The sequence below is a fragment of the Faecalicatena sp. Marseille-Q4148 genome (genome assembly GCA_018228665.1).
In the GTDB taxonomy this organism is placed as follows: Bacteria; Bacillota; Clostridia; order Lachnospirales; family Lachnospiraceae; genus UBA9414.
On the sequence record CP073692.1, the window covers coordinates 3,151,496 to 3,176,983 of the forward strand.

The window sequence follows — 25,488 nt, forward strand, 5'->3', positions numbered from 1 at the left end:
AAATCATGGGAAAAGGAATTGGTGAGTTGCTTGAGAAGCTCAGAAAAGAAACAGAATTTACGCAAAGCCAACTTTGCAAAGGGATTTACTCATTGTCTGCTTATGCCCGAGTGGAGGCGGAGCAGACAGAGCCGGGATATTTTGAACTAGATCGCTTATTTGAGCGGTTGGGAAAATCAACAGATCGTCTGGAATATGTAATGTCGCTGGATGTCTATGAACTGTATGAGCTGCAGTATTTTGTACAGAGGGCGATTTGTCATCGAGATTTTGAGAAAGCCGAAAAGGTGCTTGCAGAGTATGAACGAAAGAAGCAGGCAGAGCAGCCAATTCACCGGCAATACATTTGTCAGATGTGGGCGCAGATTTTGTGGCTGAAAAGTCAGGAGAAAGATGCGGTGGAAGAAGTTTTGAAGTGGATCGAAGAGGCGATTGTACAGACGATGGATCCAGAAAATTGTCTAACAGATGGGAGCGCATTAAGTGCGGAGGAATTAAAACTTTTATTGTTTCGGTGGGAAGTAAGTCAGAAAAGTGCTGGTGCGAGAAAAGAAAAAGAATTGGAAGAGGTATTTTGCTATTTGAATCGCCATACATTCGAGGAAGAGGAACTGGCGAAGGTATATCCGTATGCGGTTTTGCTGTTGGTAGAAAAAAAGAAGACAGCAGAAAATTATGATAAATGCTGTTACTGGTTAAAAACAGCGTTAGAGGTGTTGTGTAATACCGGAAGGGTATTGTATATGACGGAGATTTTGGATACCTATGCAGAATTTTTGAAGAGAGGAAGAGAGGATATACAGAAAACAAAAGAACTGGAAAGTCAAAGTCGTTCGCTTCTCGCATTAGAGAAAGAGGCAGATATTCATTTGGAGAACTACAGACTATTTCATAACTGGAACCGATATTTTGAATTGGACTATGAGCTGATCCGTCACGAAAGGACTGCGAGAAAGATTTCACAGGCGGAGCTTGCGGACGGAATCTGTGAGCCGGAGACATTATCACGGATCGAGGGAGGAAAACGTAGACCGAACACCAGAAAGCTGGAAGCTATGCTTGAAAAAATGCATCGGGAAAGAAAACGTATATCTATGATGGTTGTGGCAGAGCAATATAGTGTGTTGGAGTTGGAAAAACAGATAACGGCGTATGATCAACAACAAGATTATGAAAAGGCTAATGAACTTTTAAGGAAATTAGAAGCGCAACTTGATATGAGTCAGAAACGGAATCAACAGTATGTTGGAGTAGAAAATTTAATGTATTTAGTGCATCTTCAAAAAATTAATGAAGATGAGTATATTTTACAGTTAAATCATTTGCTAGCATTGACACTAGAAGATCAGAAGAATATTTTTGAGCACAATTTAACAGAAACAGAAAATATCATTTTGAATCTTCTTGCGTGTAGTTATGAAAAAAAAGGGGAAGTAGATAAAGCCTTTGAAATTTGGAAAGTATTGCTAGAGAAATGTGAGAGCAGAAAAGTTCATTCAATATTTAATTTTAGAATTTGGGAACTTATGAACGGAAATTATTCGGGAGCAATGGAAGAACATGGCTTTTCTAAAGAACCGTTTCATAAATGTCTCATATGGGCTGAGAAAGCACTAAGTATAGGAATGGGTAAACGAATTGGCAGAATACTTTCGATAGAAGCGTGTATATTGGAAAAGCAACATAATAAAAAATGTATAGAACGATTTCGTCAAGCATTAGATATTCTCAAACTTATGAAAAACACATATCGTTATAATTGCAATAGAGAGTATTTGAAAGAGAAAGGACTTCTTGAAATCGTTGAGTTTAGTTAGTTTTGCCCCAAGAATCGCCCGGATCAGTTTGTGGAGGTATAGACTGATAACTGGAAGATTCATATAATGTAATAACAGACAGACTATTAGTAAATGCCAAAGTCAAAAGTAGTCCAAATAAGTAAACTGTTTTTTTTATATATTTTTTCATACTAAATACCTTCTTTCATTTTTGTTACGCACATGTTACCAGAATGGGAACATAAAAAACATGACGTTTTATGGGAATTAAATTTTCATAAAACGTCATGTTTTTTTGCACCAATGAGTGATATGATGAAGACGCTGTAAGATTTGTCGACAAACTTTTATAGAATAAGTAACGAAAGGATGGAATTTCTATGGAAAAAGTTGAGCTTTGTAGTTCAATAATTGGGCCACCGCAAACAGGATGTATGAATCAATCACATTCATGTGGGGCAGGACGATAGTAGTAAAATACATACATGGTATGAGTTTTATGCCATGTATGTATTTTATTACTAATTAGAGATAATATTAAGAATATGTCTGAATGAGGTTATAGTATTATGAGAAAATTGATAAAAGATTTTAAAATAAATTTTTCAGATAATTATGTTTATTATTAATAAAAATATTGGAGTATCGGGAGTATCATATGCAAAAAAACAGTTTTATTACAAATCTTAAATTTTCTTTTTCACTATTGAGGAAAGACGGCTTCAAGGGCTTTTTTGGATATGCTTTTTTGCATATTGTGCTCGGTGTGTTAGTGCCTCTGCTTTTTGCGGTTTTTCCGAGCTATGTCGTTGGGGTGATGAGGGGCAGGCAAGTGGAAGTAGAGATCGGAAAGCTTTTGGGGTTCCTAATTGTCATACTTCTATTGCAAATGATAGATACTTATGCGCTGCATTTGTATGAGCAAATGTTGTTTTTGTTCCGAAATCAACAAGGGAAGAGACTTATAAAGAAAGCGTTGGAGCTTCCTTATGATCTGTGTGAAAGTCAGGAGGGGCAGAAACAGTTCGAAAAGGCAAGGCGAGCCGTTTACGAAGGAAATGAAAATGGAATTGAAATGTTCCTGAAACAATTTGTGGAAGTGTGTGTCAATCTTTTGGGACTTATTACATACGCAGCTTTGATTGGAAATACAAATTACTTTTTTGTGTTGATCTTAATTGTTTTTACAGTGACAATTATTTTCGCAAGCATGTTGACCAGCAAAAAAGATTTTTTTGTGCAAGATCAGTTGAGCGCGGAATATACCAGACTTCAGTCGATGTATCATGCGTCTTTGGAACAAAAAGGCGCAAAAGATATACGGATTTACCGGATGCAGGAATGGTTTACGGAGGAATTTAATTCTTTGCGGACAAAAATATGTAAACTTCAGAAAAAAAGTGCATCTTACTATCTGATCTTTAATCATTTAGAGAAGCTTCTTGCATTTGTGAGAGATGTGATTGTGTATGGAGCATTTATTTATTTTATGCATCGTGGCACAATGACGATAGAACAATTTATATTGAATCTGGGAATTGTGGCAGGATTTAACGGATGGATCCTTCATTTATTTGATAACATGAAAGAATTGATAAGAAATCATACGTTGGTAACTTATTTCTATGTTTTCTTGCAATATGGAGAAGAGAAATGCACAGGAGGTGAACTAGTACCAAATGCGCTGTCCTCGCATACGTTGACAATGGAGCGCGTATGTTTTCGATACCCGGGAGCTGAAAAGGATTGTATCCATGATTTAGATTTAACAATTCAAAGTGGTGAGAAACTGGCGCTGGTTGGTATCAATGGTGCAGGAAAAACTACGATTGTGAAATTGCTATTGGGGCTATATAAGCCTACCGGAGGCAGAATTTTATTGGATGGAACCGATATCAGGTGTTTTGATCAGAAAAGCTATTTGCAGGAATTTTCAGTTGCGTTTCAGGAAATCTTTGTGTTTGCAGCAACAATCGCTGAGAATGTGACGGGGCTTCCAGAAGCAGAGCAGAACAGGGAAAAACTGAAAGAGAAGTTGGAACTTGCGGGGCTTGGAGAACGGATCAGTAATTTACCGGAAAAAGAAAGAACGAAGCTGACAAAGGTATTGGATCCCCAGGGGATAGAGTTGTCTGGAGGAGAACTTCAGAAGTTGCTGCTTGCCAGGACGCTATATAAAGAATCTTCGGTTATGATCTTAGACGAACCGACAGCGGCACTTGACCCGATTGCGGAAAATGAATTGTATCGGCAATATCATCTTCTCACGGAAGGGAAAACGGGGATTTACATTTCCCATCGTTTAAGCTCCACTAGATTTTGTGATCGGATCGTATTTTTGGAGCAGGGAAGAATTGCAGAACTTGGAACATATCAAGAACTGATGGAACAGCATGGAAAGTACGCAGAAATGTATGAAATTCAGGCGAAGTATTATGAGGAGGGGTAGATATGTTTGAAAAGTATAAGTTCCATAAAACAGGTTTTTACCTCCTGAAAGTATTACACCACCTAGATCATCAGGCAATTTTGATATCGACAGGTTCCTCTTTGTTAGAAATATTTTCTTTTTACTTTGGATTATTTTACTCAGCGAGAATCATAGACGATCTGCTGCGACAGGAGTGGAGATCGGCAGTACTACATTCGGGGATATTAATTTTGTCTGAGTTGTTCTTTGGATTAGTTCAGAACCAGCTTACAAAAAGTATGTCTGTAAAATATCAGATGCTCTACACAGATTTAAAAATATTGATGCGAAAAAAGGCACTTTCGATGCGGTTTGAATCCTTTGAAAATCCCGAAGTGATCCGAAAAATTTATCTGGCTGAGCGGACGATTGACATGTATGGAGGCGTAGAACAAGTCTTGTATTTGTATCAGCAACTGATTGTTTCGGCGCTTTCAATAGTAACTGCCGTTGGAATGGTTGTGCACATGTGTTTTTTGAAGGGGAAAATGGGTAGCGCAGGCGTTTGGTTTTCGGTTATAAGTTTCGGAATGATGTTCTGGAGCATCGTGAAACTAACAACGGTTTCCAATCAACGGCTGAGTGAACGCCAGAGTCAGATCTATTCCGAGCACGGGGACGCAGAACAAGGATTATCTTATTATATGGATAATATATATGGGAATCCGGAGGCAAATAAAGTGTGTCATATCTATCAAATGAACGATATGATTGAGAAGAATTTCAGCAGATTTCTGGAAACCTCTTCAGATTTGTATAAGCGGATGAGAACTGTCCGAAGGAAACAGGAGTTGGCGGGACAGGGAATCGGCATGCTATTTACAGTGTATTCATATGCGCTGATCTTGATAAAAATAGCGGGCAATGCAATCACTATCGGTTCTTTCAGCAAATATGCAGGAGCGACGACTAGATTTATGACGGATGTGACGATGTTGATCTGGATCAATGGAGAAATTGAACGGAAATGTGAAATGATGCGCGGATTGGTTGAATTTATGGAGATGAAAGAAGAGCGCCGGGAAGGAAAGCTAAGTGTTCCGAAACAAAATGTGAAAGACTATGAATTTGAATTTCATCACGTGAGCTTCCGCTATCCGGGAAATGAAACAGAGATTCTTAAGGGGATTGACTGCAAACTCAGCGCCGACAGTCGAACTGCAATTGTAGGAAGAAATGGAGCCGGAAAGACGACATTTATAAAATTGCTCTGTGGGCTTTATGAGCCGACAGAAGGTTATATTACATTAAATGGAATTGATATAAGAGAGTACGATTATCAAGAATATCTGAAATTATTCGGAGTGGTTTTTCAGGATTTTGCTATGTTTGCATTTTCAATCGGACAGAATATTGCAGTGGCTCAGGAATATGACGAGCAAAAAGTATGGAAATGTCTCAGAGAAATAGGTGTGGAGCGGATTGTAAATGAGCTTCCGGAAAAGCTAGAGACGCCGATGTTTGCAGAAAGTGAAGATGGGGTGAATTTCAGTGGGGGAGAGAAACAGAAACTGGCAATCGTAAGAGCGCTGTACCAGGATGCCATGATTATGATCTTAGATGAACCGACAGCGGCGCTTGACCCAATTAGTGAATATGAAATTTATCAAAATTTTGACACACTGGCAGAGGATAAAATGAGTGTTTTTATTACTCATCGAATGAGTAGCTGCCGTTTCTGTGATGATATTATCGTGTTTGACTCCGGTACGATTGCGGAAAGGGGAACTCATGAACAGTTGCTGCAAAATGGTCGCCTATATTCTGAATTATGGAAAGCGCAGGCACAGTATTATCACAATTAGTTTATGAAGAAAAGTATTAAAAATGGAATGTGCGTTACGGTTTAGACCGGCGCACATTTTTTGTTTGACAAACAAGAAAAATGATGCTATGTTGTTTTTAGTTTTTATAAGAATGGAGGAGGGAACAGAATGAATAAGAAAATTAAAAATATGACGTTAGCGGCGATGTTTCTTGCCATCGGAATGATCCTTCCGTTTTTCACAGGACAGATTCCGAGAATTGGCAATATGCTGCTTCCAATGCACATTCCGGTACTGCTCTGTGGCTTAATCTGCGGATGGCAGTATGGTGCGGCAGTTGGACTTGTTCTTCCGATTTTGCGTTCCATGACACTTGGAATGCCGCCGTTGTTTCCGACAGCGACAGCAATGGCATTTGAATTAATGACATATGGATTTGTGTCCGGATGGCTGTATGAACATTCTAAATGGAAATGTATTGTCGCGCTTTACCGTTCGCTCATTGCTGCAATGCTGGCAGGAAGAGTTGTCTGGGGAGTTGTGCAAATAGTGCTTCTCGGTGTAACAGGAGCAGGATTTACATGGCAGATGTTCATGGCAGGTGCATTTATCAATGCAGTTCCCGGAATCATTGCACAGTTATTGATTATTCCGGCAGTGATGATTGCATTGAACAGAACAGGGCTTGTCCGTTTCGGAAGTACACATAAGGAAAAAGAGACGGCAAAAGCGGCGAGATAGGACAACGAAAGATACGAGATGAAGGAAACGTGTATGAGTCTGGAAAGAGTAGGAAGAAGTATGATAGCGGAAGAAATGCTTCTGGATGAAATTGAAAAAGTTATGAAGGAGTCGGGGAAGGATAAGATTCTTGTTGCCATTGACGGCCGGTGTGCGTCAGGAAAGACAACTTTGGCAGGAAAACTGGCAGAAAAATGCGTGTCTGCTCTGAACGTAGATCATGTTAATGTGATACATATGGATGATTTCTTTCTTCGCCCTGAACAGCGTACACGGGAGCGACTTTCGGAGCCGGGCGGCAATGTGGATCGGGAAAGGATGTTGGAAGAAGTGCTTCTTCCGATTGCAGAGGGAAGAGCGTGTACGTTTCGCCCATTTGACTGTCGGATTCAAGGATTGAAAGCCCCGATACTTATAGAACCCGGAAGAATTACCATTGTAGAGGGTGCCTATTCCTGTCATCCGTTATTGAGAGCGTTCTATGATCTGAAGATCTTTATGGATGTTGGACCGGAGGAGCAAATGCGGAGAATACGTATTCGAAATGGCGAAGAAGGGGCGGAACACTTTCGGACAAGATGGATTCCTCTGGAGGAGAGATATTTTACAGAACTCCATGTGCGGGAAGCGTGCGATATTTGTGGAGAAGCGGAGCAGATTTAGAAATCATTGAAATAAAATGGTGCAGTTTGGCTAAAGGGACATTTGAAACAAAATTGAATAGAGAAATGGATAAATTATACATGGGGCGATTATACAACATCGCCCCATGATTATTTTAATAAATATGATTGTAACAAAATAGAAAAAATCGGTACTAACAAATGGAAGGGAGGTCAGAGGTCAAAGGTGCAGGCTATTGAAGAAATATATGAGATGTATTCAAGAAAAGTATTTTTGTTTTTGTTGAGCAAGACAAATAATGAAGATCTTGCAGAAGAACTTACACAAGAGACTTTTTTTCAAGCTGTTCAATGTATTGACAGATTTAAGGAAAACAGTTCCATTTTGACTTGGTTATGTGGAATCGCTAAAAATGTTTGGCTGAAATATTTAAGAAAACATCAAGAAACTTTATCCTTGAGGGAGGACATTCTGGAAATAGAGGATAAAAAGGGAATAAATATTCAATGGGAGCAAAAAGAAATATTACAGTTGATACATGACATGAATGAACCTATGCGTGAAGTGATGTATTTAAGGTTGATCAGCAATTTATCTTTTTATGACATAGGAGAGATAATTGGTAAAACAGAAAATTGGACAAGAGTCACTTTTTTTAGAGGAAAACAAAAAATTGTAAAGGAGATGTTAAAAGATGAATAAAGAAATTCCATGTTATATTATTTCAGATTTATTACCGCTATATCAAGACGATATATTATCAGAACAAACGAAAAAAGATATTGATAAACATTTAAGTGAATGTGAAGAATGTAAAAAAAAGATGGTAGCGATGAAAATGCCAATAGATGTTTCAACTACGACTGCTGAACTAAAAACTGATCCATTAAAAAAAGTGAGGTTTTATCAAAAAATGTTGACTGTTTTGGGAGCGGTTATTGCTTTTATTCTAGGAGCATGTTATCCGATTGCGAGATTAGGATTTGCCGTCCTTGAGCGTGGAGAGATAGCCATTTATCAAATCGAAAGGTTAAAAAATCTTTGGTATGTATTGGTGGCATGGAGTTGTGTTACAGGGATTGCAGTGTGTGTGATTTATTTTTTTCTTATATTACTTATCAGGAAAATAATTAGAAAGAATGTATCATAAAATGGTTTAAAAGAATTTGCGGACTTTCGGTTCATTGACGTTTAGTGAGATCAGGAAATAAGGCGGAACCGATATGCCGTAGGGCGGTCCTTGACGGAATGAATACAGTCAATAGAACCATGACAGAGCAGAGGACTTGAAAGGTCAAAAACCTTGCAAGTCCTTTTGTCTGTTACTAGGCGTTATGTTTTAAGTAAAGTAAAAGCAATCATCAGCCGGTGAGTATGCAGATTACATTAACAAAAGAATAGGTAAAGGAAGTTCCTTAATTGAAATAACAGGAAATATATGATAAAATTGAGAAGATTTAATAGTTCTTTTCTCGATTTTGCTGGGAAAGGAGGCAGTGATGGGTAAATCACTTAACGGGAAAGAATTAATAGTCTAACATGTCAGGTATAGATTTTGCCCCCTTTACATTACATACACTTTGGCATACGTTTGCTGCAAGAGCAATCGAATGTGGCATGAACCCCAAAACATTGCAGAAATTTTGTGACATGGCACATTACAAATGACAATGGACTTGTATTGCCACGTAACAGAGGACACGCTGTTCTTGGAAATGGAAAAGTTCGAGAAAAGGTGTAGTTGAGTGTGAAATGGTGTAAAAATGGTGTAGTAGGGGATAAAAATAGAAAATAAGGGCGAGAAAAGCCTGTAAATACGGAGGTTTTAGAAGAAATGGAAACATACAAGAAAGAATTTATTGACTTTATGGTGGAAAGTGAAGTTTTAAAATTTGGAGAGTTTACATTAAAGAGCGGAAGAAAATCACCATTCTTTATGAATGCAGGAGGTTATGTAACAGGTTCTCAGCTTAAGAGATTGGGAGAATACTATGCGAAGGCAATCCATAATACATATGGAGATGATTTTGACGTATTATTCGGACCTGCATACAAAGGGATTCCACTGGCAGTTGTGACAGCAATTGCTTACAGCGAACTGTACGGAAAAGAAGTGCGCTACTGTTCTGACCGCAAAGAAGAGAAAGATCACGGCGCAGACAAAGGAAGTTTCCTGGGAAGCAAATTAAAAGACGGAGATCGCGTCATTATGATCGAGGATGTAACGACTTCCGGAAAATCAATGGAAGAGACTGTTCCGAAAGTAAAAGGAGCAGCAGACGTTGAGATTGTTGGACTTATGGTATCTCTGAACCGTATGGAAGTTGGAAAAGGCGGCGAGAAGTGCGCTTTAGATGAGATCAAAGACTTATATGGTTTCCCGACAGCGGCAATTGTGGATATGGCAGAAGTAACAGAGTGTCTTTATAATCAGGAAGTAAATGGAAAAGTTCTTATTGATGATACATTAAAGGCAGCGATTGACGCATACTATGAACAGTATGGAGCAAAATAATGGAGGAGATGCAAGTGGAAAGAGCATATAAGACAATGAGTCGTGCAGGAGCCGGTAATATTGTGATTGGAATTATCATGATTGTGACAGGAATCACGGCAGGAATTATTTCCATTGTAAGCGGAGCGAATCTGTTAAGAAGAAAATCAGAACTGACATTTTAAAACAGGGATTATAAATAGGGGTTATGAAGATTGAATAGTAGAAATAAGAAACTCCTGCGTGTGATGGGAAAAGTATTATTTATTTGTTATATTATCTTTTTGATCTATTTTCTTCTGTTTTCAGACTGGTATGGACGTGATGTCAGCGGAACACAGGAGTACAGATGTAATCTGGAATTGTTTAGAGAGATTAGAAGGTTCTGGAACTATCGGGAACAGCTTGGAATGTTTGCATTTATGACAAATCTGTTTGGTAATGTGCTGATTTTTGTTCCATTTGGATTTTTTCTTCCGATGGCAAGCCGTTATCGAAGTCTGCTGGGAACACTGTTTTACAGTTTTGGACTAAGCTTTGGAGTAGAGATTTTTCAGTTGATTACGAAGGTTGGCAGTCTGGATGTAGATGACATGCTGCTGAATACAATCGGAGGTATCGTAGGATACCTCCTCTTTCTAATCTGTAATGGAGTAAGGAGACGATGGATTGCGAATGAAAACAGAAAGAGAAAAAGATAGAATCAAAGAGCGGAGAAAGAAGGGAGCCCGCAAATACGGACAATCTAAATTAAAAGAGGCGCGAAAAGGAGTCTGGTCCTGCGGCTTGGCAGTTGTAATTTTTCTTGTGATTGCAGGAATGCTGTTATTGGCATATTTGAGTAGAGGAAAGACGGCTGCCTATATTGGCGGGCTTGGAATGAGCGCTATGATCTTTTCATGGATTGGATTTTTTATGGCTTTACGAGGGTTTAAAGAGCCGGACAGAAATCATGTAACATGCAGAATCGGAGTTGTCTGCCATATGATATTTATTGCAGGGCTGACCGGAATATTTTTCAGGGGGTTATTATAAATGCGTGAAAAAGAATGGAAAATAGAAGAAAATCTGGAAGCAAAAGAGCGCTATGAACTCTCGATCGAGCGGTTAAGGCAGATTGGGAAGGAAGAGACAACGAAAGAGCCGTATCGAACGTATTTTCAAAAAACGGCTGCATTTCTTCTCATGATTGAAGAGGTAAGAAATCGTCTGTCGCATGGCGAACAACTGACAATAGAGGAACTTCAAAGAGAAAACCAAAGATTGTATGAAGATATCCTGCCGGAACAGTATAACAGCAGTTATGCAAATCCGGCATATGCTGTGGAGATGCTTGGAGATACATTTGGTCAGTTATTAAGTGCAGTGTACACAGAGCTGCGGGCGGAAATTGCGTATGTATTTGAAGATCGCCTGCTGTATCTTACCGTATTAAATGAACTGTTTGTGGAAATTTATAATTGTTTCGAGGAGACAGAAGAACCGGAGTATGAACAGATCAGAGAGATCTTTTACTGGTTTGCAAGTGATTATTGCGATGTGTTTTCAGCAGATGCGATTACAAGTCGGTTTGTACCGGAGTATGGCTGTCTGAGAGATGTGGTAACAGACAGTGATCTGACAGATCTTCGTTATTTATATCAGTATGGAGAATATATTACAGATACGGAACTGCAGATGGCGGAATTTATGAATCGTCTTCCGGAAGAAACGATTGTTAAAATTGCAGATAACTGTACAAATGGACTGGCAAGAGGATTCCGGGTTGGAGGAAAGGATATTTCCAAAAAACATGTGGTAGATTTAGAATTCCGGGTAGGGTTTGAGCGGGCAGCTCGCAAAATCATTGAGAATTTTAGAAAGATGGATATTGAGGTATCAGTTTTTCGTTCCGGCGTAAGCATTTTGGCAGGAAGATCTGCAATGCGGAGCGGTTTTTACGGGGCTGTGCCGAATCCACAGTATGAATTCGATCACAGAAATGATATCGGACTGATATTTGATAAGAAGTTTGCTGAGAGAAAACTTGATGTAGAAAAGAATGCTTTTGAGAAGATCCGTGAGACTGCAGGGCAGTTTGCAGGTCCGGCATTGATTGAACTGTTTGGTCAGGAAGGATTTTCGCCGGAGAAAAATGATGCGGCAGTTAACCTGACAAAGAAGCAGGAAGAACTTGTAAATCTGTTCGCAGGGAAACGCAGTCAGATGTTCCAGCAGTATACAAAAGGTGATGAGAGATGTTTTACGATCATTTCTTATCCATGTCCGGAGATCGGAGAAAAATTCCCGGAAATTTTTGATGAGGTTGTAAAGATCAATACGCTTGATCCGGAAGTATATGAGAGAATCCAGCAGCATATTATTGATGCCCTTGATCAGGGAGAGTACGCACAAATCTGTGGAAAAGGAAACAATAAGACGAATTTGAGGGTGAAACTGCACCCGCTTCAGGATCCTCAGAAGGAGACAAAGTTTGAAAACTGTTCAGCAGATGTAAATATTCCGGCAGGAGAGGTGTTTACATCTCCGGTATTGGAAGGAACCGAGGGAACACTTTTTGTCAGTGAAGTATATCTTCATCAGATGGCATACCGCAATCTGGAAATTCACTTCCAGGATGGCTGTATTACAGACTATACATGCAGCAATTTTGATACAGAAGAAGATAATAAGCAGTACATATTTGAAAATATTCTTTATCGCCATGAGACGCTTCCGATTGGTGAATTTGCTATCGGAACGAATACGACAGCCTATGCGGCAGCGGAAAAATACGGTATTGCCGATAAATATACAATTCTCATTGCAGAGAAAACAGGCCCGCATTTTGCAGTAGGCGATACCTGCTATTCCTGGAGTGAGGACTTAAAAGTATATAATCCAGACGGAAAAGAAATTATTGCGAAGGATAATTCTATTTCGATCCAGCGAAGAGAAGATGTGTCAAAAGCATATTTCCAGTGCCATACAGATATTACGATTCCATATAAGGAATTGGCGGAAATCAGTGCAGTAAAGGCAAATGGAGAGAAGATTATGATTATTCAGGACGGGCGCTTTGTTCTCCCTGGCACAGAAGAATTGAATAAACCGCTGAAAGAACTGGAAGAATTATATTTATAAGTAAAACAAAATAAAATAAAAATATTTATAAGCATATATTATATATGATTATTAGAAAAAGCCATAGGTGCAAAGCTTCGGGAGGATTGACAGGCAATTGACGCATTTAGTACAATAGCATTAGATTCAAACACGAAATTCAAATACGAGATTCAGTGAGAGAAAGGATGGACAAGATGGCAAAAGTAGGAATTGTGATGGGCAGTGATTCTGACCTGAAAGTAATGAGCAAGGCAGCAAAGATGCTGGAAAAATTCGGAATTGATTATGAGATGACAATCATTTCTGCGCACCGTGAGCCGGATGTGTTTTTTGAGTGGGCAAAGGGAGCAGAGGACAGAGGAATCAAAGTAATCATTGCAGGAGCCGGAATGGCAGCGCATCTTCCGGGAATGTGTGCAGCGCTTTTCCCGATGCCGGTTGTCGGAGTACCTCTTTCTGGAAGCAAATTAGACGGTATGGATGCGGTGTTCTCTATTATGCAGATGCCGCCTGGAGTACCGGTTGCGACAGTTGCAATTGACGGCGGAATGAATGCAGCACTTATTGCAGCAAAGATTCTTGCAGTATCTGATGCAGAACTGTTAGAGAAGCTGAAAGCATATACGGTAGAAATGAAAGAAGCAGTGCAGGCAAAAGCCGCACGTCTTGATGAAGTAGGTTACGAGGCTTATTAGGAGGAGAAAAGGCATGGGTATGGATTATAAACAGTCAGGCGTAGATATTGAAGCAGGATATAAATCTGTTGAACTGATGAAGGAGCATGTAAAGAAAACAATGCGTCCGGAGGTACTTGGTGGACTGGGAGGATTTTCCGGTGCATTTTCTCTGGCAAAGATTAAAGAAATGGAAGAGCCTGTACTTCTTTCCGGAACAGACGGATGTGGTACAAAAGTAAAACTTGCTATGATTATGGATAAGCACGATACAATTGGAATCGATGCAGTTGCAATGTGCGTTAATGATATCGCATGTGCAGGAGGAGAGCCGTTATTCTTCCTTGATTATATTGCATGTGGAAAGAACTATCCGGAAAAGATCGCAGCAATCGTAAGCGGTGTGGCAGAAGGATGTCTTCAGTCAGAAGCAGCGCTGATCGGCGGTGAGACAGCAGAGCATCCGGGACTGATGCCGGAAGACGATTATGACCTTGCCGGTTTTGCAGTTGGCGTGTGTGATAAAAAAGATATGATCACAGGCGAGCATCTGAAAGCAGGAGATGTTCTGATCGGTATGGCATCTTCCGGCGTACATAGCAACGGATTTTCTCTTGTAAGAAAAGTATTTGAGATGACAAAAGAATCTCTTGATACACCATATGATTGTCTTGGATGTACACTTGGAGAGGCGCTTCTTGCTCCGACGAGAATTTATGTAAAAGCATTAAAGAGCATTAAAGAAGCCGGTGTGACAGTGAAGGCCTGCAGCCATATTACAGGGGGCGGTTTCTATGAAAATATTCCGAGAATGTTGATTGAGGGAACACATGCAGTCATTGAGAAGAACAGCTATCCGGTACCGCCAATCTTTGGACTTCTTGCTGAGAAAGGCGAGATTGCAGAACAGATGATGTACAATACATTTAACATGGGACTTGGAATGGTACTTGCTGTAGATGCTGCCGACGTGGACAAGACAATGGAAGCAATTAAGGCAGCCGGAGACGCTCCATATGTGGTAGGACGTATTGAAGCAGGAGAAAAAGGAGTTACTTTATGTTAAGAACACTTGTGCTTGTATCAGGAGGCGGAACGAATCTTCAGGCAATTCTGGATGCGGTAGATCAGCAGGTGATTACGAATACAGAAATCGTGGGTGTAATCAGCAATAATAAAAATGCATATGCCTTGACACGCGCAGAACAAAAGGGGATTTACAATGAATGTATCTCTCCGAAAAGTTATGAGACAAGAGATGCCTTTAACGAAGCATTTCTTCAGAAAATAGATGAACTTCATCCGGATCTGATCGTGCTGGCAGGCTTTCTTGTTGTAATCCCGGAGCGGATGATCCAAAAATACAGAAACCGTATTATCAATATTCATCCATCATTGATTCCGTCATTTTGTGGAACCGGTTTTTACGGATTGAAAGTACATGAAGGCGCATTGGCGCGTGGCGTGAAAGTGACGGGAGCTACCGTTCACTTTGTAGATGAAGGAACAGATACGGGCCCGATCATTCTTCAGAAGCCGGTTATGGTGGCAGAAGATGATACGCCGGAGACATTGCAGAGACGAGTGATGGAAGAAGCAGAATGGAAGATCCTTCCGGAAGCGATTAACCTGATTGCCAATGGGAGAATCACGATTGAAGATCATAAAGTAAAGATTTCATAAATAAAGCGGGGAGGCGCACGCCGATGAGAGGACGTGAGTCTTCCCTGTTGTGCTTATAAGGAGGAAATAAACATGAAAGTATTAATTGTAGGAAGCGGCGGAAGAGAACATGCGATTGCGTGGAGTGTTGCCAAAAGTCCGAAAGTAGAGAAGATTTATTGCGCACCGGGAAATGCAGGCATTGCAGAGTTTGCAGAATGTGTAAATATTGGCGCAATGGAATTTGAAAAACTGGCTGCATTTGCGAAAGAGCATGAGGTAGATTTTACAATTGTAGGAATGGACGATCCACTTGTAGGCGGAATTGTTGATGTATTTGAAGCAGAAGGGCTGCGGGTATTCGGACCGCGCAAAAATGCTGCGATTTTAGAAGGTTCAAAGGGATTTTCAAAAGATTTGATGAAGAAGTATCATATTCCGACGGCAGATTATGAGACGTTTACAGATGCAGATGCAGCGCTTGCATATCTGGAAACAGCAAAAATGCCGATTGTTCTGAAAGCAGATGGTCTTGCGCTCGGAAAAGGGGTTCTGATCTGCCAGACTCTGGAAGAGGCAAAAGAAGGCGTGAAAGAAATCATGCAGGATAAGAAATTCGGTACTGCCGGAAATACGATGGTTGTGGAAGAGTTTATGACAGGAAGAGAAGTTTCCGTACTTTCGTTTGTAGATGGAAAAACAATCCGTACGATGACAAGCGCGCAGGATCATAAACGTGCAGGAGACGGAGACACCGGATTAAATACCGGCGGTATGGGAACATTTTCACCGAGTCCGTTCTATACAAAAGAAGTGGAAGCGTTCTGTCAGGCACACATTTTCCAGGCAACGGTAGATGCAATGCGTGAAGAAGGACGTGAATTCAAGGGAATTATCTTCTTTGGACTGATGCTTACAGAAGAGGGGCCAAAGGTACTGGAATATAATGCACGTTTTGGAGATCCGGAGACTCAGGTTGTGCTTCCGCGTATGAAGACAGACATTATTGAAGTGATGGAAGCCTGTGTAGATGGAACGCTGGATCAGATTCATCTGGAATTTGAAGAAAATGCAGCAGTCTGTGTTGTGCTTGCTTCTGACGGATATCCTCTTGCTTATGAGAAGGGACTTCCGATTACAGGTCTGGACGAATTTCAAAAGCACGAAGGATATTATTGTTTCCATGCCGGAACAAAATTTAATGAAAAGGGTGAGCTGGTTACCAATGGCGGACGTGTGCTTGGAGTGACTGCGAAAGGTGCAGATCTGAAGGAAGCGCGTGCAAATGCGTACCGGGCAACAGAATGGGTAAATTTTGCAAATAAATATATGCGTCATGATATCGGTAAAGCCATTGATGAGGCATAAGTTTCTGTGAAGGAAAAGAAAATTTAATCCTTGTAAATAAGCGCACAGTGTTATAATATAAATATAACACTGTGCGTTGTGTTTTGTGAGAAACATTTTTCGATGTCACACATGAAAAAGGGAAGATCCCGGTAAGGTTTCCGTATACAAAAGAAGGGGTGAAACAAATGTTCATCGAGATTGATTTTAACAGTGATGAGGCGATTTATATTCAGCTTCGCAATCAGATCATTATGGGGATCGCAACATCCGCATTACAGGAGGGAGAAGCGCTTCCGTCCGTCCGTCAGTTGGCGGATCATATCGGCATTAATATGCATACCGTAAATAAAGCATATACGGTATTAAAGCAGGAAGGATTCATTCAGCTTGACCGGAGACGGGGAGCTGTGATCGCGGTAGATGTCGATAAGCTGGAAGCGATTGAAGATATGAGGGGAAAACTAAAAGTAATTCTTGCAAAAGCAAGATGTAAAAATATCAGCAGAGAAGAAGTGCATGAGCTGGTAGATGAGATATTTGACGAATATAAGTAGAGCAGGAGGGAATCGATGGAGTTTACAAGACAGGCAGAAGAGGTGTTGAAAGAGGCCAGAAAACAGGCCAGACAGTCAGGCCATCCATATATAGGAACGGAACATTTGCTGTTGGGATTAAGCCATGTGATTACAGGTGTGGCGGGACAGGTGCTTGCAGCAAATAAGGTTAAGGAAGAAGATATCCATAAGATAATCGATCAGCTTGTAACAACTGTGGGAGATTATAAAGATGAGACAAATAAACCGGGGATCAGTCCGCGGTTAGAATGTATTTTGGAAGAAAGTAAGATGGAAGCACAGAAACTTCAGTCTGAGAAAGCAGGAACAGAGCATATGCTTCTTGCGCTTGTTCTGGATGTGGATTGTGTGGCATCCAGAATTCTGACTACGCTAGGGATTAGTCTAAAGAAAGTGCTTCAAGATGTATTGACGGCAATTGGAGAAGATCCGAGAACCTATCTGGAAGAGAAGAATGATCCGGGGGCAGATGGCGTTCTTACACAGTATAGTACAGATTTGACGGCGGAGGCAGCAGACGGGAAGTTAGATCCGGTCATTGGACGGGAGGAAGAGATTGAACGTCTGATGCAGATTCTGAGTCGGAGAACGAAGAATAATCCATGTCTGATCGGAGAGCCGGGGGTTGGGAAAACAGCAGTGATCGAAGGTCTGGCTCAGCGGATCGCGGAGGGACTTGTCCCGGATGGAATGAAGCAGAAGCGAATCATGACGTTGGATCTGTCTGCGTTGATCGCCGGTTCGAAATACCGTGGGGAATTTGAAGAACGGATGAAGCGTCTGCTCAGAGAAGTAAAATATGCGGGAAATGTTATCCTGTTTTTGGATGAAGTACACACAATCATCGGAGCGGGCGGTGCCGAAGGCGCTATGGATGCGTCAAATATTCTGAAGCCGTCTCTGGCCCGCGGCGATCTGCAGTTGATCGGAGCGACAACGATTGCGGAGTATCGAAAATATATTGAGAAAGATGCGGCTTTGGAACGGCGTTTTCAGCCGGTAATGGTGGAAGAACCGTCTCAGGAAGAATGTATGAAGATTCTGAAAGGGATTGTATCCAAGTATGAAATGCATCATCATGTCAGTGTCACAGAAGAAGCACTTCAGGCGGCAGTACAGCTTTCTGCACGTTATATCAATGACCGGAATCTTCCGGATAAAGCAATTGATATTATTGATGAGGCCTGCTCTAAAGTGAGTTTGGGAGGCTTCAAAGTTCCGGAAAATATCGGAAAGATGGAAGAAGCGCTTCAGATCCTTGCAGCGGAAAAAGAAAGCTGTATTAAAAATGGAGATCTTGAGCGGGCATCATCTATTCACCATGAGCAGGAAGAGATGCTAAAAAAACTGGAACAGATGAAAAAGCGTGCCGGTCAGGGGAATAGAAGAAAGCAGTTGAGTGTCACAGAGAATGACATTGCTTCGGTTGTATCCGCATGGACGAAAATTCCGCTGTCAAAATTAAAAGAATCCGAGAGTACAAAGTTAAGAAAATTAGAGCAGACACTCCATAAGCGTGTTGTGGGGCAGGAAGAAGCAGTAACGGCTGTGGCAAAGGCGGTAAGAAGAGGCCGCGTTGGACTGAAAGATCCAAAAAGACCGATTGGTTCGTTCCTGTTTCTCGGACCGACAGGTGTCGGCAAAACAGAACTTTCAAAGGCATTGGCAGAAGCGCTGTTTGGCGATGAAGAAGCAATGATCCGAATTGATATGTCTGAGTATATGGAGAAACACAGTGTATCTAAGATGATCGGATCTCCGCCGGGGTATGTCGGACATGAAGACGGCGGTCAGCTGAGCGAGAAAGTGCGGCGCAATCCATATTCGGTAATCTTGTTTGATGAGATTGAAAAAGCGCATCCGGATGTATTTAACATTCTGCTTCAGGTATTGGATGACGGACATATTACGGATTCACAGGGAAGAAAGGTAGATTTTAGGAATACAGTCATTATTATGACATCGAACGCAGGAGCAAAGTCTATCATTGAACCGAAAAAACTTGGTTTTATTGTAAATGAAGATGAGGCGGCTGATTATAAGAAAATGAAATCCAATGTCATGGAAGAAGTAAAACAGCTATTCCGCCCGGAATTTTTGAACAGGATTGATGAGATTATTGTATTCCATGCATTGAATAAAGAGCATATGAAGAAGATTACCGGTCTGATGTGCCGTGAATTTGCGAAGCGTGCAAAAGAATATCTTCAGGTTGAGCTTCATATTCGCGATAGTGTGAAACAGTATATTGTTGAGAAAGGAACTGACCGGAAGTTTGGTGCAAGACCGCTTCGCCGTGCAGTACAGACGTATCTGGAAGATAAGATGGCGGAGGAAATTCTTGACCAGCATATTCAATCCGGAATGGATGTGGATGTGACAGTTGCAAAAGGCGAGATAAAATTTATTCCAAAGAACATAAAAAACTAGCAAAACAGAATATTTTATTATATAATAACGATATAAAAAAGCAGTATGACAGGCGCAAAAGCGCTAACGTACAATAGGAGGAAGTAAAATGGCTGCAGTCAAAGAACTATTAAGAGTAGAAGCTGATGGAGGACTTAGCTTTGGAGATTATACATTAGACTCCAAGACAAAACTGGATGGTTTTGAATATCAGGGAGATTTATATAAAGTCAAGACATTTCAGGAAATTACAAAGCTTGAAAAGAACGGTATGTTTGTATATGAATCCGTTCCGGGTACAGCGGTAGAAAACCTGAAAGTAACAGAGAACACAATCGTATTTCAGGTTTCCGGTCCGAAGGATGCACAGTTTACACTGGAACTTGAACCGGAACAGGAATATACAGTATATATGGACGATGTGAATGTCGGTAAGATGACAACAAACCTGAGTGGAAAGCTGAGTGTCAGTGCAGAATTGTCTGAGACAAAGGCGGTTTGTGTAAAGATTGTAAGAGATTAGTGAAAGAACGGAACAGGGTAAGAAAGAGGCTGCAGATTTCTGCAGCCTTATTTTGAATTTGGAGGAATATATGGCGAAAGGAAAGAAAAGTGTATTTTTCTGTCAGAACTGTGGGTATGAATCTGCAAAATGGTCCGGTCAGTGTCCGGCATGCAAAGAGTGGAATACGTTTGTAGAAGAACCGATGGAAGGAAATAAAACAGTTTCCACAGTGCGGGCAGCAAAATCAGCAAAGATTGTGACGCTTCGTGATGTTTCGGTGGAGAAAGAAGACCGGATCCATACAGATATTCACGAATTAGACCGGGTACTTGGAGGCGGAATCGTGCCGGGGTCACTGATTTTAGTGGGAGGGGATCCGGGAATCGGAAAATCTACATTGCTGCTGCAGGTGTGCAGGAATTTGTCCGGTCAAAAGCGCAGTGTTCTTTATATTTCAGGAGAAGAATCGCTTCGGCAGATTAAGCTGAGGGCTGACAGGATTGGAGAATTTTCAGAGACGCTCTCACTTCTCTGCGAAACAAATCTTGACACGATTAGGAGTGTGATTGAATCCAATCGTCCGCAGATCGTTGTCATCGATTCCATACAGACGATGTACAATGAAGAAGTTGGATCAGCTCCGGGAAGCGTTTCACAAGTGAGGGAATCGACAAATGTGTTGATGCAGCTGGCGAAAGGTCTTGGCATTGTTATCTTTATTGTAGGGCATGTGACGAAAGAAGGAACCGTGGCGGGCCCGCGTGTTTTAGAGCATATGGTTGACACGGTGCTTTACTTTGAGGGAGACAGACATGCATCTTACCGGATCTTGCGAGGAGTCAAGAATCGTTTTGGTTCTACAAATGAAATCGGAGTATTTGAGATGCAGCAGACAGGACTTGTGGAAGTGGCAAATCCTTCGGAATTTATGTTAAACGGAAAGCCGGAAAATGCTTCCGGATCGGTTGTGGCATGTTCATTGGAAGGAACAAGACCGATCCTTATTGAAATCCAGGCACTTGTGAGCCGCAGCGGTTTTGGAATGCCGCGGAGAACAGCAGCGGGAACAGATTACAACCGGGTAAATCTTCTGATGGCAGTTCTCGAGAAGCGTCTTGGTATGGGGCTTGCAGATTATGATGCTTATGTCAATATCGCAGGAGGCATTAAGATGACAGAGCCGGCGATTGATCTTGGAATTGTTCTTGCGCTTGTCTCAAGTTATCGCAATCGTGTGATTAGTGATGAGACAATTGTATTTGGCGAAGTAGGGTTAAGCGGCGAAGTGCGTGCGGTCAGTATGCCGGAACAAAGAGTAAATGAAGCGAAGAAACTTGGATTTACAAGATGCATTATGCCGGCAGTGTCACTGAAAACAGTTCAGGCAATCAAAGGCATCGAGATCATCGGCGTAAAGACAATAAATGAGGCGGTACAGTACATTTGATACAAATCAGATACAAAAATGCTCTATAATCTAAAGTGAATTTATATGTAAAATCATTTGCCATAAAGATAATTTCATGGAAAACGGATGAGGGAGAAAAACGATGATATCAATACTAATCGTAGAAGACGAAGCGCCAATCCGTGAGCTTTTGCGGATCAGTTTAAAAGAAGCCGGTTATGAATGTACATGTGCTGCGGACGGAGATGAAGCGGCAGACATTCTGATCCGGAAGCGGTTTGATCTTGTACTGCTCGATATTATGCTTCCGGGTGCCAATGGATATGAGCTGTTGGAATTTGTCAGGCCGATGGAGATTCCGGTTATATTTCTGACCGCAAAGGGTGAAGTGGCAGATAAAGTAAAGGGGCTTCGCATGGGAGCGGAAGACTATATTACAAAGCCGTTTGAACTGGCAGAGCTTCTTGCCAGGGTGGAGACGGTGCTGCGCAGGTATCACAAGGCGGAAGAGATACTGGCGTGCGGGGCGGTCAAAGTGGATCTTCGTTCACATCGCGTGACGAGAAACAGCGAACCGGTGAGCCTGACTGCAAAAGAATATGAACTGCTTGTATTGTTTTTGCGGAATAAGAATATTGCGCTTTACCGTGACCGGATCTATGAAGAAGTCTGGCAGGAAGAATATACGGGAAATAGCCGTACAGTTGACCTTCATGTTCAGCGCATCCGCAAAAAACTCGGGTTGGAGGAGCAGATCACTGCGGTATATAAGATCGGATACCGTTTGGAGGAGAAGGAATGAAACTGTTTTGGAAAATATTTTTCAGCGTGATGGCGGTAACGACAGTTGTTTTTTGCGTCAGCGGCCACATTTTAATCTACAGTTTTTTTAAGTCGGAGCTTGCACGGGAAATCGAGGAAGCTGATATGCAGAGCAAAGCATTCGGGAAATCACTGAATGTTTCTGTGCTCATGCTTGAAAAAGATGGTGTTGTCTCGGATGAAGAGCTGTTGGAAGGAAGTTCAACGGTACGCCTTGCGGATAATAAAAAGACAGTGCAGGTGAATCTGTACAGCGAGGCCGGAGAACTGCTGGAAGAGGCCGAAGAAGATGAGACTACCGTTGACAGGGGAGTCCGGGAACTGATTGAGAAGATTGATAAAGGGAGAGAGGGATACATAATCCTTCGAGCCGGAGAAAGCTATGCGCTTCATTTTGTGAGCTTTCAGGAAATTGCAGAGCGCGGGGTGCAGATTGAGCTTGTCAGAGATATTACAGGGATATTTCAACAGAAAGATGATATGTATGAGATTTATATGCGTTGTATGTTTGCCCTTTTTGCTGTAACGATTTTGGCAGCAGTAGTTCTGACAGCGTGGATTGTGCGTCCAATCCAACGGCTTACTGCGGGGGTTAATGAATTTGCGAGAGGGAATTTCGCAGAGCGGATCCAGGTCACAGGGCAGGATGAATTAGGGCATCTGGCAGAGCAGTTTAACAAGATGGGTGAACGGATTAACAGCAGTATGGAAGAATTAAGGATGGCGGCCGTACGGCAGGAACAGTTTACGGGGAGCTTCGCTCATGAACTTAAGACACCGCTCACTTCGATCATTGGCTATGCAGAAATGCTCCGGACAAGAAAGATGCCGGAGGAGACAAGGATGCAGTATGGTGATTACATTTTCCGGCAGGGAAAACGTCTGGAGTCACTGGCAAAGAAAATGATGGATATTACTGTGCTTGAAAAAGCAGAGATTCGGAAGAAAAATATATGGGTTCCGGGATTTCTGGAAGAGATTGCAGGTGAGATGGCGCCAGTATGTGAAAAGCATGATGTCTGTTTGTCAGTAAATGCGCAGGATGATCTTATGCTGCGTGCCGATCCGGAACTTTTGAAATCTGTGATTCTAAATCTGATTGATAACAGTATAAAAGCGTTTGAGAGGGAAGGAAAAATACGGATAACAGCAGAAGAAAAAGAGCATATCATTGAGATTGCTGTCATAGATAATGGAAAGGGGATTGCGAAAGAGGATCTTCCACGGGTAACGGAGAGTTTTTATATGGGCGATAAGTCGAGAAAAAATGATGGCAGCGGAAGCGTGGGACTTGGCCTTGCAATCAGCAGGCGGATTGTGGAGCTGCATCATGCGAAGATGAAAATCAGCAGCAAAGAAGGCATCGGAACGAAAGTTATAATACAGTTTCCGGAAGTACGATGAGGCAGGTGGGAAAAAATGAAAGGAAAATATATGCTAGCGGCAGGGGGCGCGGTGCTTGTTATTGTCGGATGTATTTTCTCACCGTTTCTTGCATCGAAAATCCAAAATGAGAGGATTCTGAACAATATTGTTATAAAAGAAGATAGGAAGGAAGAAGAAAATACGCTCAGTTTTCCGGAGAAAATCGCGTTGTACGCCAAAGGAAGTACGATTACCTATCAGAATGAAAAGCATAGTATCCCGGTTATTTCAGATTCGGATATTTGGCAGGAAGACGACGGAATTTCTGTGGAAGGAATCGAGGAAATCTGTATTGCGGCAGAGCAGGAGCTTCAGACATTGACAGAGCTTGGGATTTTACCAAAGGAATATCAAATAGAACTTCCCCGTGGAGAAAAATGGTATGAGATCGAGACCTTTACTGATAAACAGGCAAACTGGGTGACTGTATATCAGATTGCGGTATCAGGAACAGATTATGGATATCTCTCGCTCAGTCTTGAAAAAGAAAGCGGGAAGATCATGGAATTGTATGCAGAAATTATACAAGACAACAGTATGGAACTCTCGTTTGAAAAAATGAAGGATGCGTGGGGAGAATACATCGGTATGCGTCCAGCAGAGAAGGAGAGAAAAAATCTTTCAGGTGCAGTGGAGGAAACAGAACTGGATGGAAAGGGCATTATATGTGATTATGGAAAAGATATGCAAATATCTTATTATTTATACCGTGGGGAAAAAATGATCGAGATTAGTACAGTTTGCAAAGATGATACAAGTATGAGGTAAGTTGGAAACAGACTTCCGCTATGATGATTCTATCAGAAACAGAGGTGATAGATATGAAACGGCGGAAGGAAAAACGGGAACGCAGAAAACAACTAGTAAGAAATGTTTTCTGTGCCTTTATGGGAGTATTTTTTATAATAGTAGGAGCTGCAATGCGAAACGACAATATGCGGTATCAGGAAGGTGATTCCAAAGAAGAAATCTTATTTAATGCACTTTCAGAAGGGGAGAAAATGAAAGTGAAAAAGAAGCGTGCAGTGACATGCATCTTGCAGAACCCGGAGCTCCCGACAGGGTGTGAGGCAACTGCGGGAACAATGCTTCTTAAGGCATATGGGTATGAGGCGGATAAGATGGATGTGGCTGGAGCCATGAAACGTCTGCCGCTTACAGAGCGAGACGGGCGGCTCTATGGAGGACATCCGGATGAGGTGTTTGTCGGTGATCCGGAAGAGGTTTCGAGTTATGGAGCATTTCCGAATGTGTTGGCAGAAGCGATGCAGCAGGTGATTGACAGAGAAGGCGCAAGGCATAACGCAGTGCCGCTCTATCACAAATCAGAAGAAGAGCTTCTGGAGCTTGTAGATACGGGCATTCCGGTCTGTATTTGGTCTTCCAGCAAAAACTTAGAAATTGAGCACAGAAGAGGCTGGTATCTTATTCGAGACGGTGTCTATACGGAGGATTATTTCGAGTGGCCGTCGAATGAACATGTGCTTGTCCTTGTCGATTATGACGAAGACGAAGTGACAGTGTGCGACCCGCAGGAGGGGGTTGTCAGATATCCGCGGGAATCGTTCTTCCGGCATTACAGGCAGGTAGGGGAGTACGCGCTTATTCTGAAAGAAAAATAAATCGCTGTGCAGGAAAACCATAAGAATATCTGTTATAAAATATTTCCGGGGATGAAAA

General features: G+C 41.6%; 24 protein-coding genes. All 24 read left to right on the forward strand.

Annotated features, from left to right (window positions below):
• Window positions 1-5 precede the first annotated feature (5 nt).
• Window positions 6-1,817, forward strand: coding sequence for a helix-turn-helix transcriptional regulator (locus tag KFE17_15225; GenBank protein ID QUO32126.1), 1,812 nt, complete (start codon window positions 6-8; stop codon window positions 1,815-1,817).
• A 793-nt stretch (window positions 1,818-2,610) separates the two neighbouring features.
• Window positions 2,611-4,227 carry an ABC transporter ATP-binding protein gene (locus tag KFE17_15230; protein ID QUO32127.1) on the forward strand — a complete coding sequence of 539 codons (1,617 nt, stop codon included), beginning with the start codon at window positions 2,611-2,613 and terminating at the stop codon, window positions 4,225-4,227.
• 2 nt (window positions 4,228-4,229) lie between these two features.
• The gene (locus tag KFE17_15235) at window positions 4,230-6,053 is read left to right on the forward strand and encodes an ABC transporter ATP-binding protein (GenBank protein ID QUO32128.1); all 1,824 of its coding nucleotides are present in this window, start codon (window positions 4,230-4,232) and stop codon (window positions 6,051-6,053) included.
• 129 nt (window positions 6,054-6,182) lie between these two features.
• Entirely contained in the window at window positions 6,183-6,755 is a 573-nt protein-coding gene (locus KFE17_15240) for an ECF transporter S component (protein ID QUO32129.1), read from the forward strand.
• Window positions 6,756-6,788: 33 nt separating this feature from the next.
• Window positions 6,789-7,418 carry a uridine kinase gene (locus KFE17_15245; protein QUO32130.1) on the forward strand — a complete coding sequence of 210 codons (630 nt, stop codon included), beginning with the start codon at window positions 6,789-6,791 and terminating at the stop codon, window positions 7,416-7,418.
• A 186-nt stretch (window positions 7,419-7,604) separates the two neighbouring features.
• A complete protein-coding gene (locus tag KFE17_15250; protein ID QUO32131.1) occupies window positions 7,605-8,081 on the forward strand; it encodes a sigma-70 family RNA polymerase sigma factor in 477 nt (158 codons plus the stop codon).
• The gene (locus tag KFE17_15255) at window positions 8,074-8,529 is read left to right on the forward strand and encodes a zf-HC2 domain-containing protein (GenBank protein QUO32132.1); all 456 of its coding nucleotides are present in this window, start codon (window positions 8,074-8,076) and stop codon (window positions 8,527-8,529) included. The genes KFE17_15250 and KFE17_15255 overlap by 8 nt, the downstream gene beginning before the upstream one ends.
• A gap of 684 nt (window positions 8,530-9,213) precedes the next feature.
• Entirely contained in the window at window positions 9,214-9,894 is a 681-nt protein-coding gene (pyrE, locus tag KFE17_15260) for an orotate phosphoribosyltransferase (GenBank protein ID QUO32133.1), read from the forward strand.
• Window positions 9,894-10,058 (forward strand): hypothetical protein, encoded by a 165-nt coding sequence (locus KFE17_15265; GenBank protein QUO32134.1) that lies wholly within the window; start codon window positions 9,894-9,896, stop codon window positions 10,056-10,058. The genes pyrE and KFE17_15265 overlap by 1 nt, the downstream gene beginning before the upstream one ends.
• Before the next feature lie 63 nt (window positions 10,059-10,121).
• Window positions 10,122-10,574: a VanZ family protein gene (locus KFE17_15270; protein ID QUO33746.1), complete on the forward strand. Its 453-nt coding sequence runs from the start codon at window positions 10,122-10,124 to the stop codon at window positions 10,572-10,574.
• Window positions 10,549-10,908, forward strand: coding sequence for a hypothetical protein (locus tag KFE17_15275; GenBank protein ID QUO32135.1), 360 nt, complete (start codon window positions 10,549-10,551; stop codon window positions 10,906-10,908). Before KFE17_15270 ends, KFE17_15275 begins: the two co-directional genes overlap by 26 nt.
• The gene (locus KFE17_15280; GenBank protein ID QUO32136.1) at window positions 10,909-12,996 is read left to right on the forward strand and encodes an aminopeptidase; all 2,088 of its coding nucleotides are present in this window, start codon (window positions 10,909-10,911) and stop codon (window positions 12,994-12,996) included.
• 176 nt (window positions 12,997-13,172) lie between these two features.
• The gene (purE, locus tag KFE17_15285) at window positions 13,173-13,673 is read left to right on the forward strand and encodes a 5-(carboxyamino)imidazole ribonucleotide mutase (protein ID QUO32137.1); all 501 of its coding nucleotides are present in this window, start codon (window positions 13,173-13,175) and stop codon (window positions 13,671-13,673) included.
• A 19-nt stretch (window positions 13,674-13,692) separates the two neighbouring features.
• Window positions 13,693-14,718, forward strand: coding sequence for a phosphoribosylformylglycinamidine cyclo-ligase (locus KFE17_15290; GenBank protein QUO33747.1), 1,026 nt, complete (start codon window positions 13,693-13,695; stop codon window positions 14,716-14,718).
• Window positions 14,712-15,335, forward strand: coding sequence for a phosphoribosylglycinamide formyltransferase (locus KFE17_15295; protein ID QUO32138.1), 624 nt, complete (start codon window positions 14,712-14,714; stop codon window positions 15,333-15,335). Before KFE17_15290 ends, KFE17_15295 begins: the two co-directional genes overlap by 7 nt.
• A gap of 72 nt (window positions 15,336-15,407) precedes the next feature.
• Complete coding sequence (purD, locus tag KFE17_15300; GenBank protein QUO32139.1) at window positions 15,408-16,682, forward strand: phosphoribosylamine--glycine ligase; 1,275 nt, start codon at window positions 15,408-15,410, stop codon at window positions 16,680-16,682.
• 167 nt (window positions 16,683-16,849) lie between these two features.
• The gene (locus KFE17_15305) at window positions 16,850-17,218 is read left to right on the forward strand and encodes a GntR family transcriptional regulator (GenBank protein ID QUO32140.1); all 369 of its coding nucleotides are present in this window, start codon (window positions 16,850-16,852) and stop codon (window positions 17,216-17,218) included.
• A gap of 15 nt (window positions 17,219-17,233) precedes the next feature.
• Complete coding sequence (locus KFE17_15310; protein QUO32141.1) at window positions 17,234-19,669, forward strand: ATP-dependent Clp protease ATP-binding subunit; 2,436 nt, start codon at window positions 17,234-17,236, stop codon at window positions 19,667-19,669.
• 88 nt (window positions 19,670-19,757) lie between these two features.
• Window positions 19,758-20,171 carry an endosialidase gene (locus tag KFE17_15315; protein QUO32142.1) on the forward strand — a complete coding sequence of 138 codons (414 nt, stop codon included), beginning with the start codon at window positions 19,758-19,760 and terminating at the stop codon, window positions 20,169-20,171.
• Window positions 20,172-20,241: 70 nt separating this feature from the next.
• On the forward strand, window positions 20,242-21,600 hold the full coding sequence (radA, locus tag KFE17_15320; GenBank protein ID QUO32143.1) for a DNA repair protein RadA: 1,359 nt from the start codon (window positions 20,242-20,244) through the stop codon (window positions 21,598-21,600).
• A gap of 103 nt (window positions 21,601-21,703) precedes the next feature.
• Window positions 21,704-22,363, forward strand: coding sequence for a response regulator transcription factor (locus KFE17_15325; protein ID QUO32144.1), 660 nt, complete (start codon window positions 21,704-21,706; stop codon window positions 22,361-22,363).
• On the forward strand, window positions 22,360-23,787 hold the full coding sequence (locus KFE17_15330; GenBank protein QUO32145.1) for a HAMP domain-containing histidine kinase: 1,428 nt from the start codon (window positions 22,360-22,362) through the stop codon (window positions 23,785-23,787). Before KFE17_15325 ends, KFE17_15330 begins: the two co-directional genes overlap by 4 nt.
• A gap of 15 nt (window positions 23,788-23,802) precedes the next feature.
• Window positions 23,803-24,576: a hypothetical protein gene (locus KFE17_15335; protein QUO32146.1), complete on the forward strand. Its 774-nt coding sequence runs from the start codon at window positions 23,803-23,805 to the stop codon at window positions 24,574-24,576.
• A gap of 53 nt (window positions 24,577-24,629) precedes the next feature.
• Window positions 24,630-25,430, forward strand: coding sequence for a C39 family peptidase (locus KFE17_15340; GenBank protein QUO32147.1), 801 nt, complete (start codon window positions 24,630-24,632; stop codon window positions 25,428-25,430).
• Window positions 25,431-25,488 lie beyond the last annotated feature (58 nt).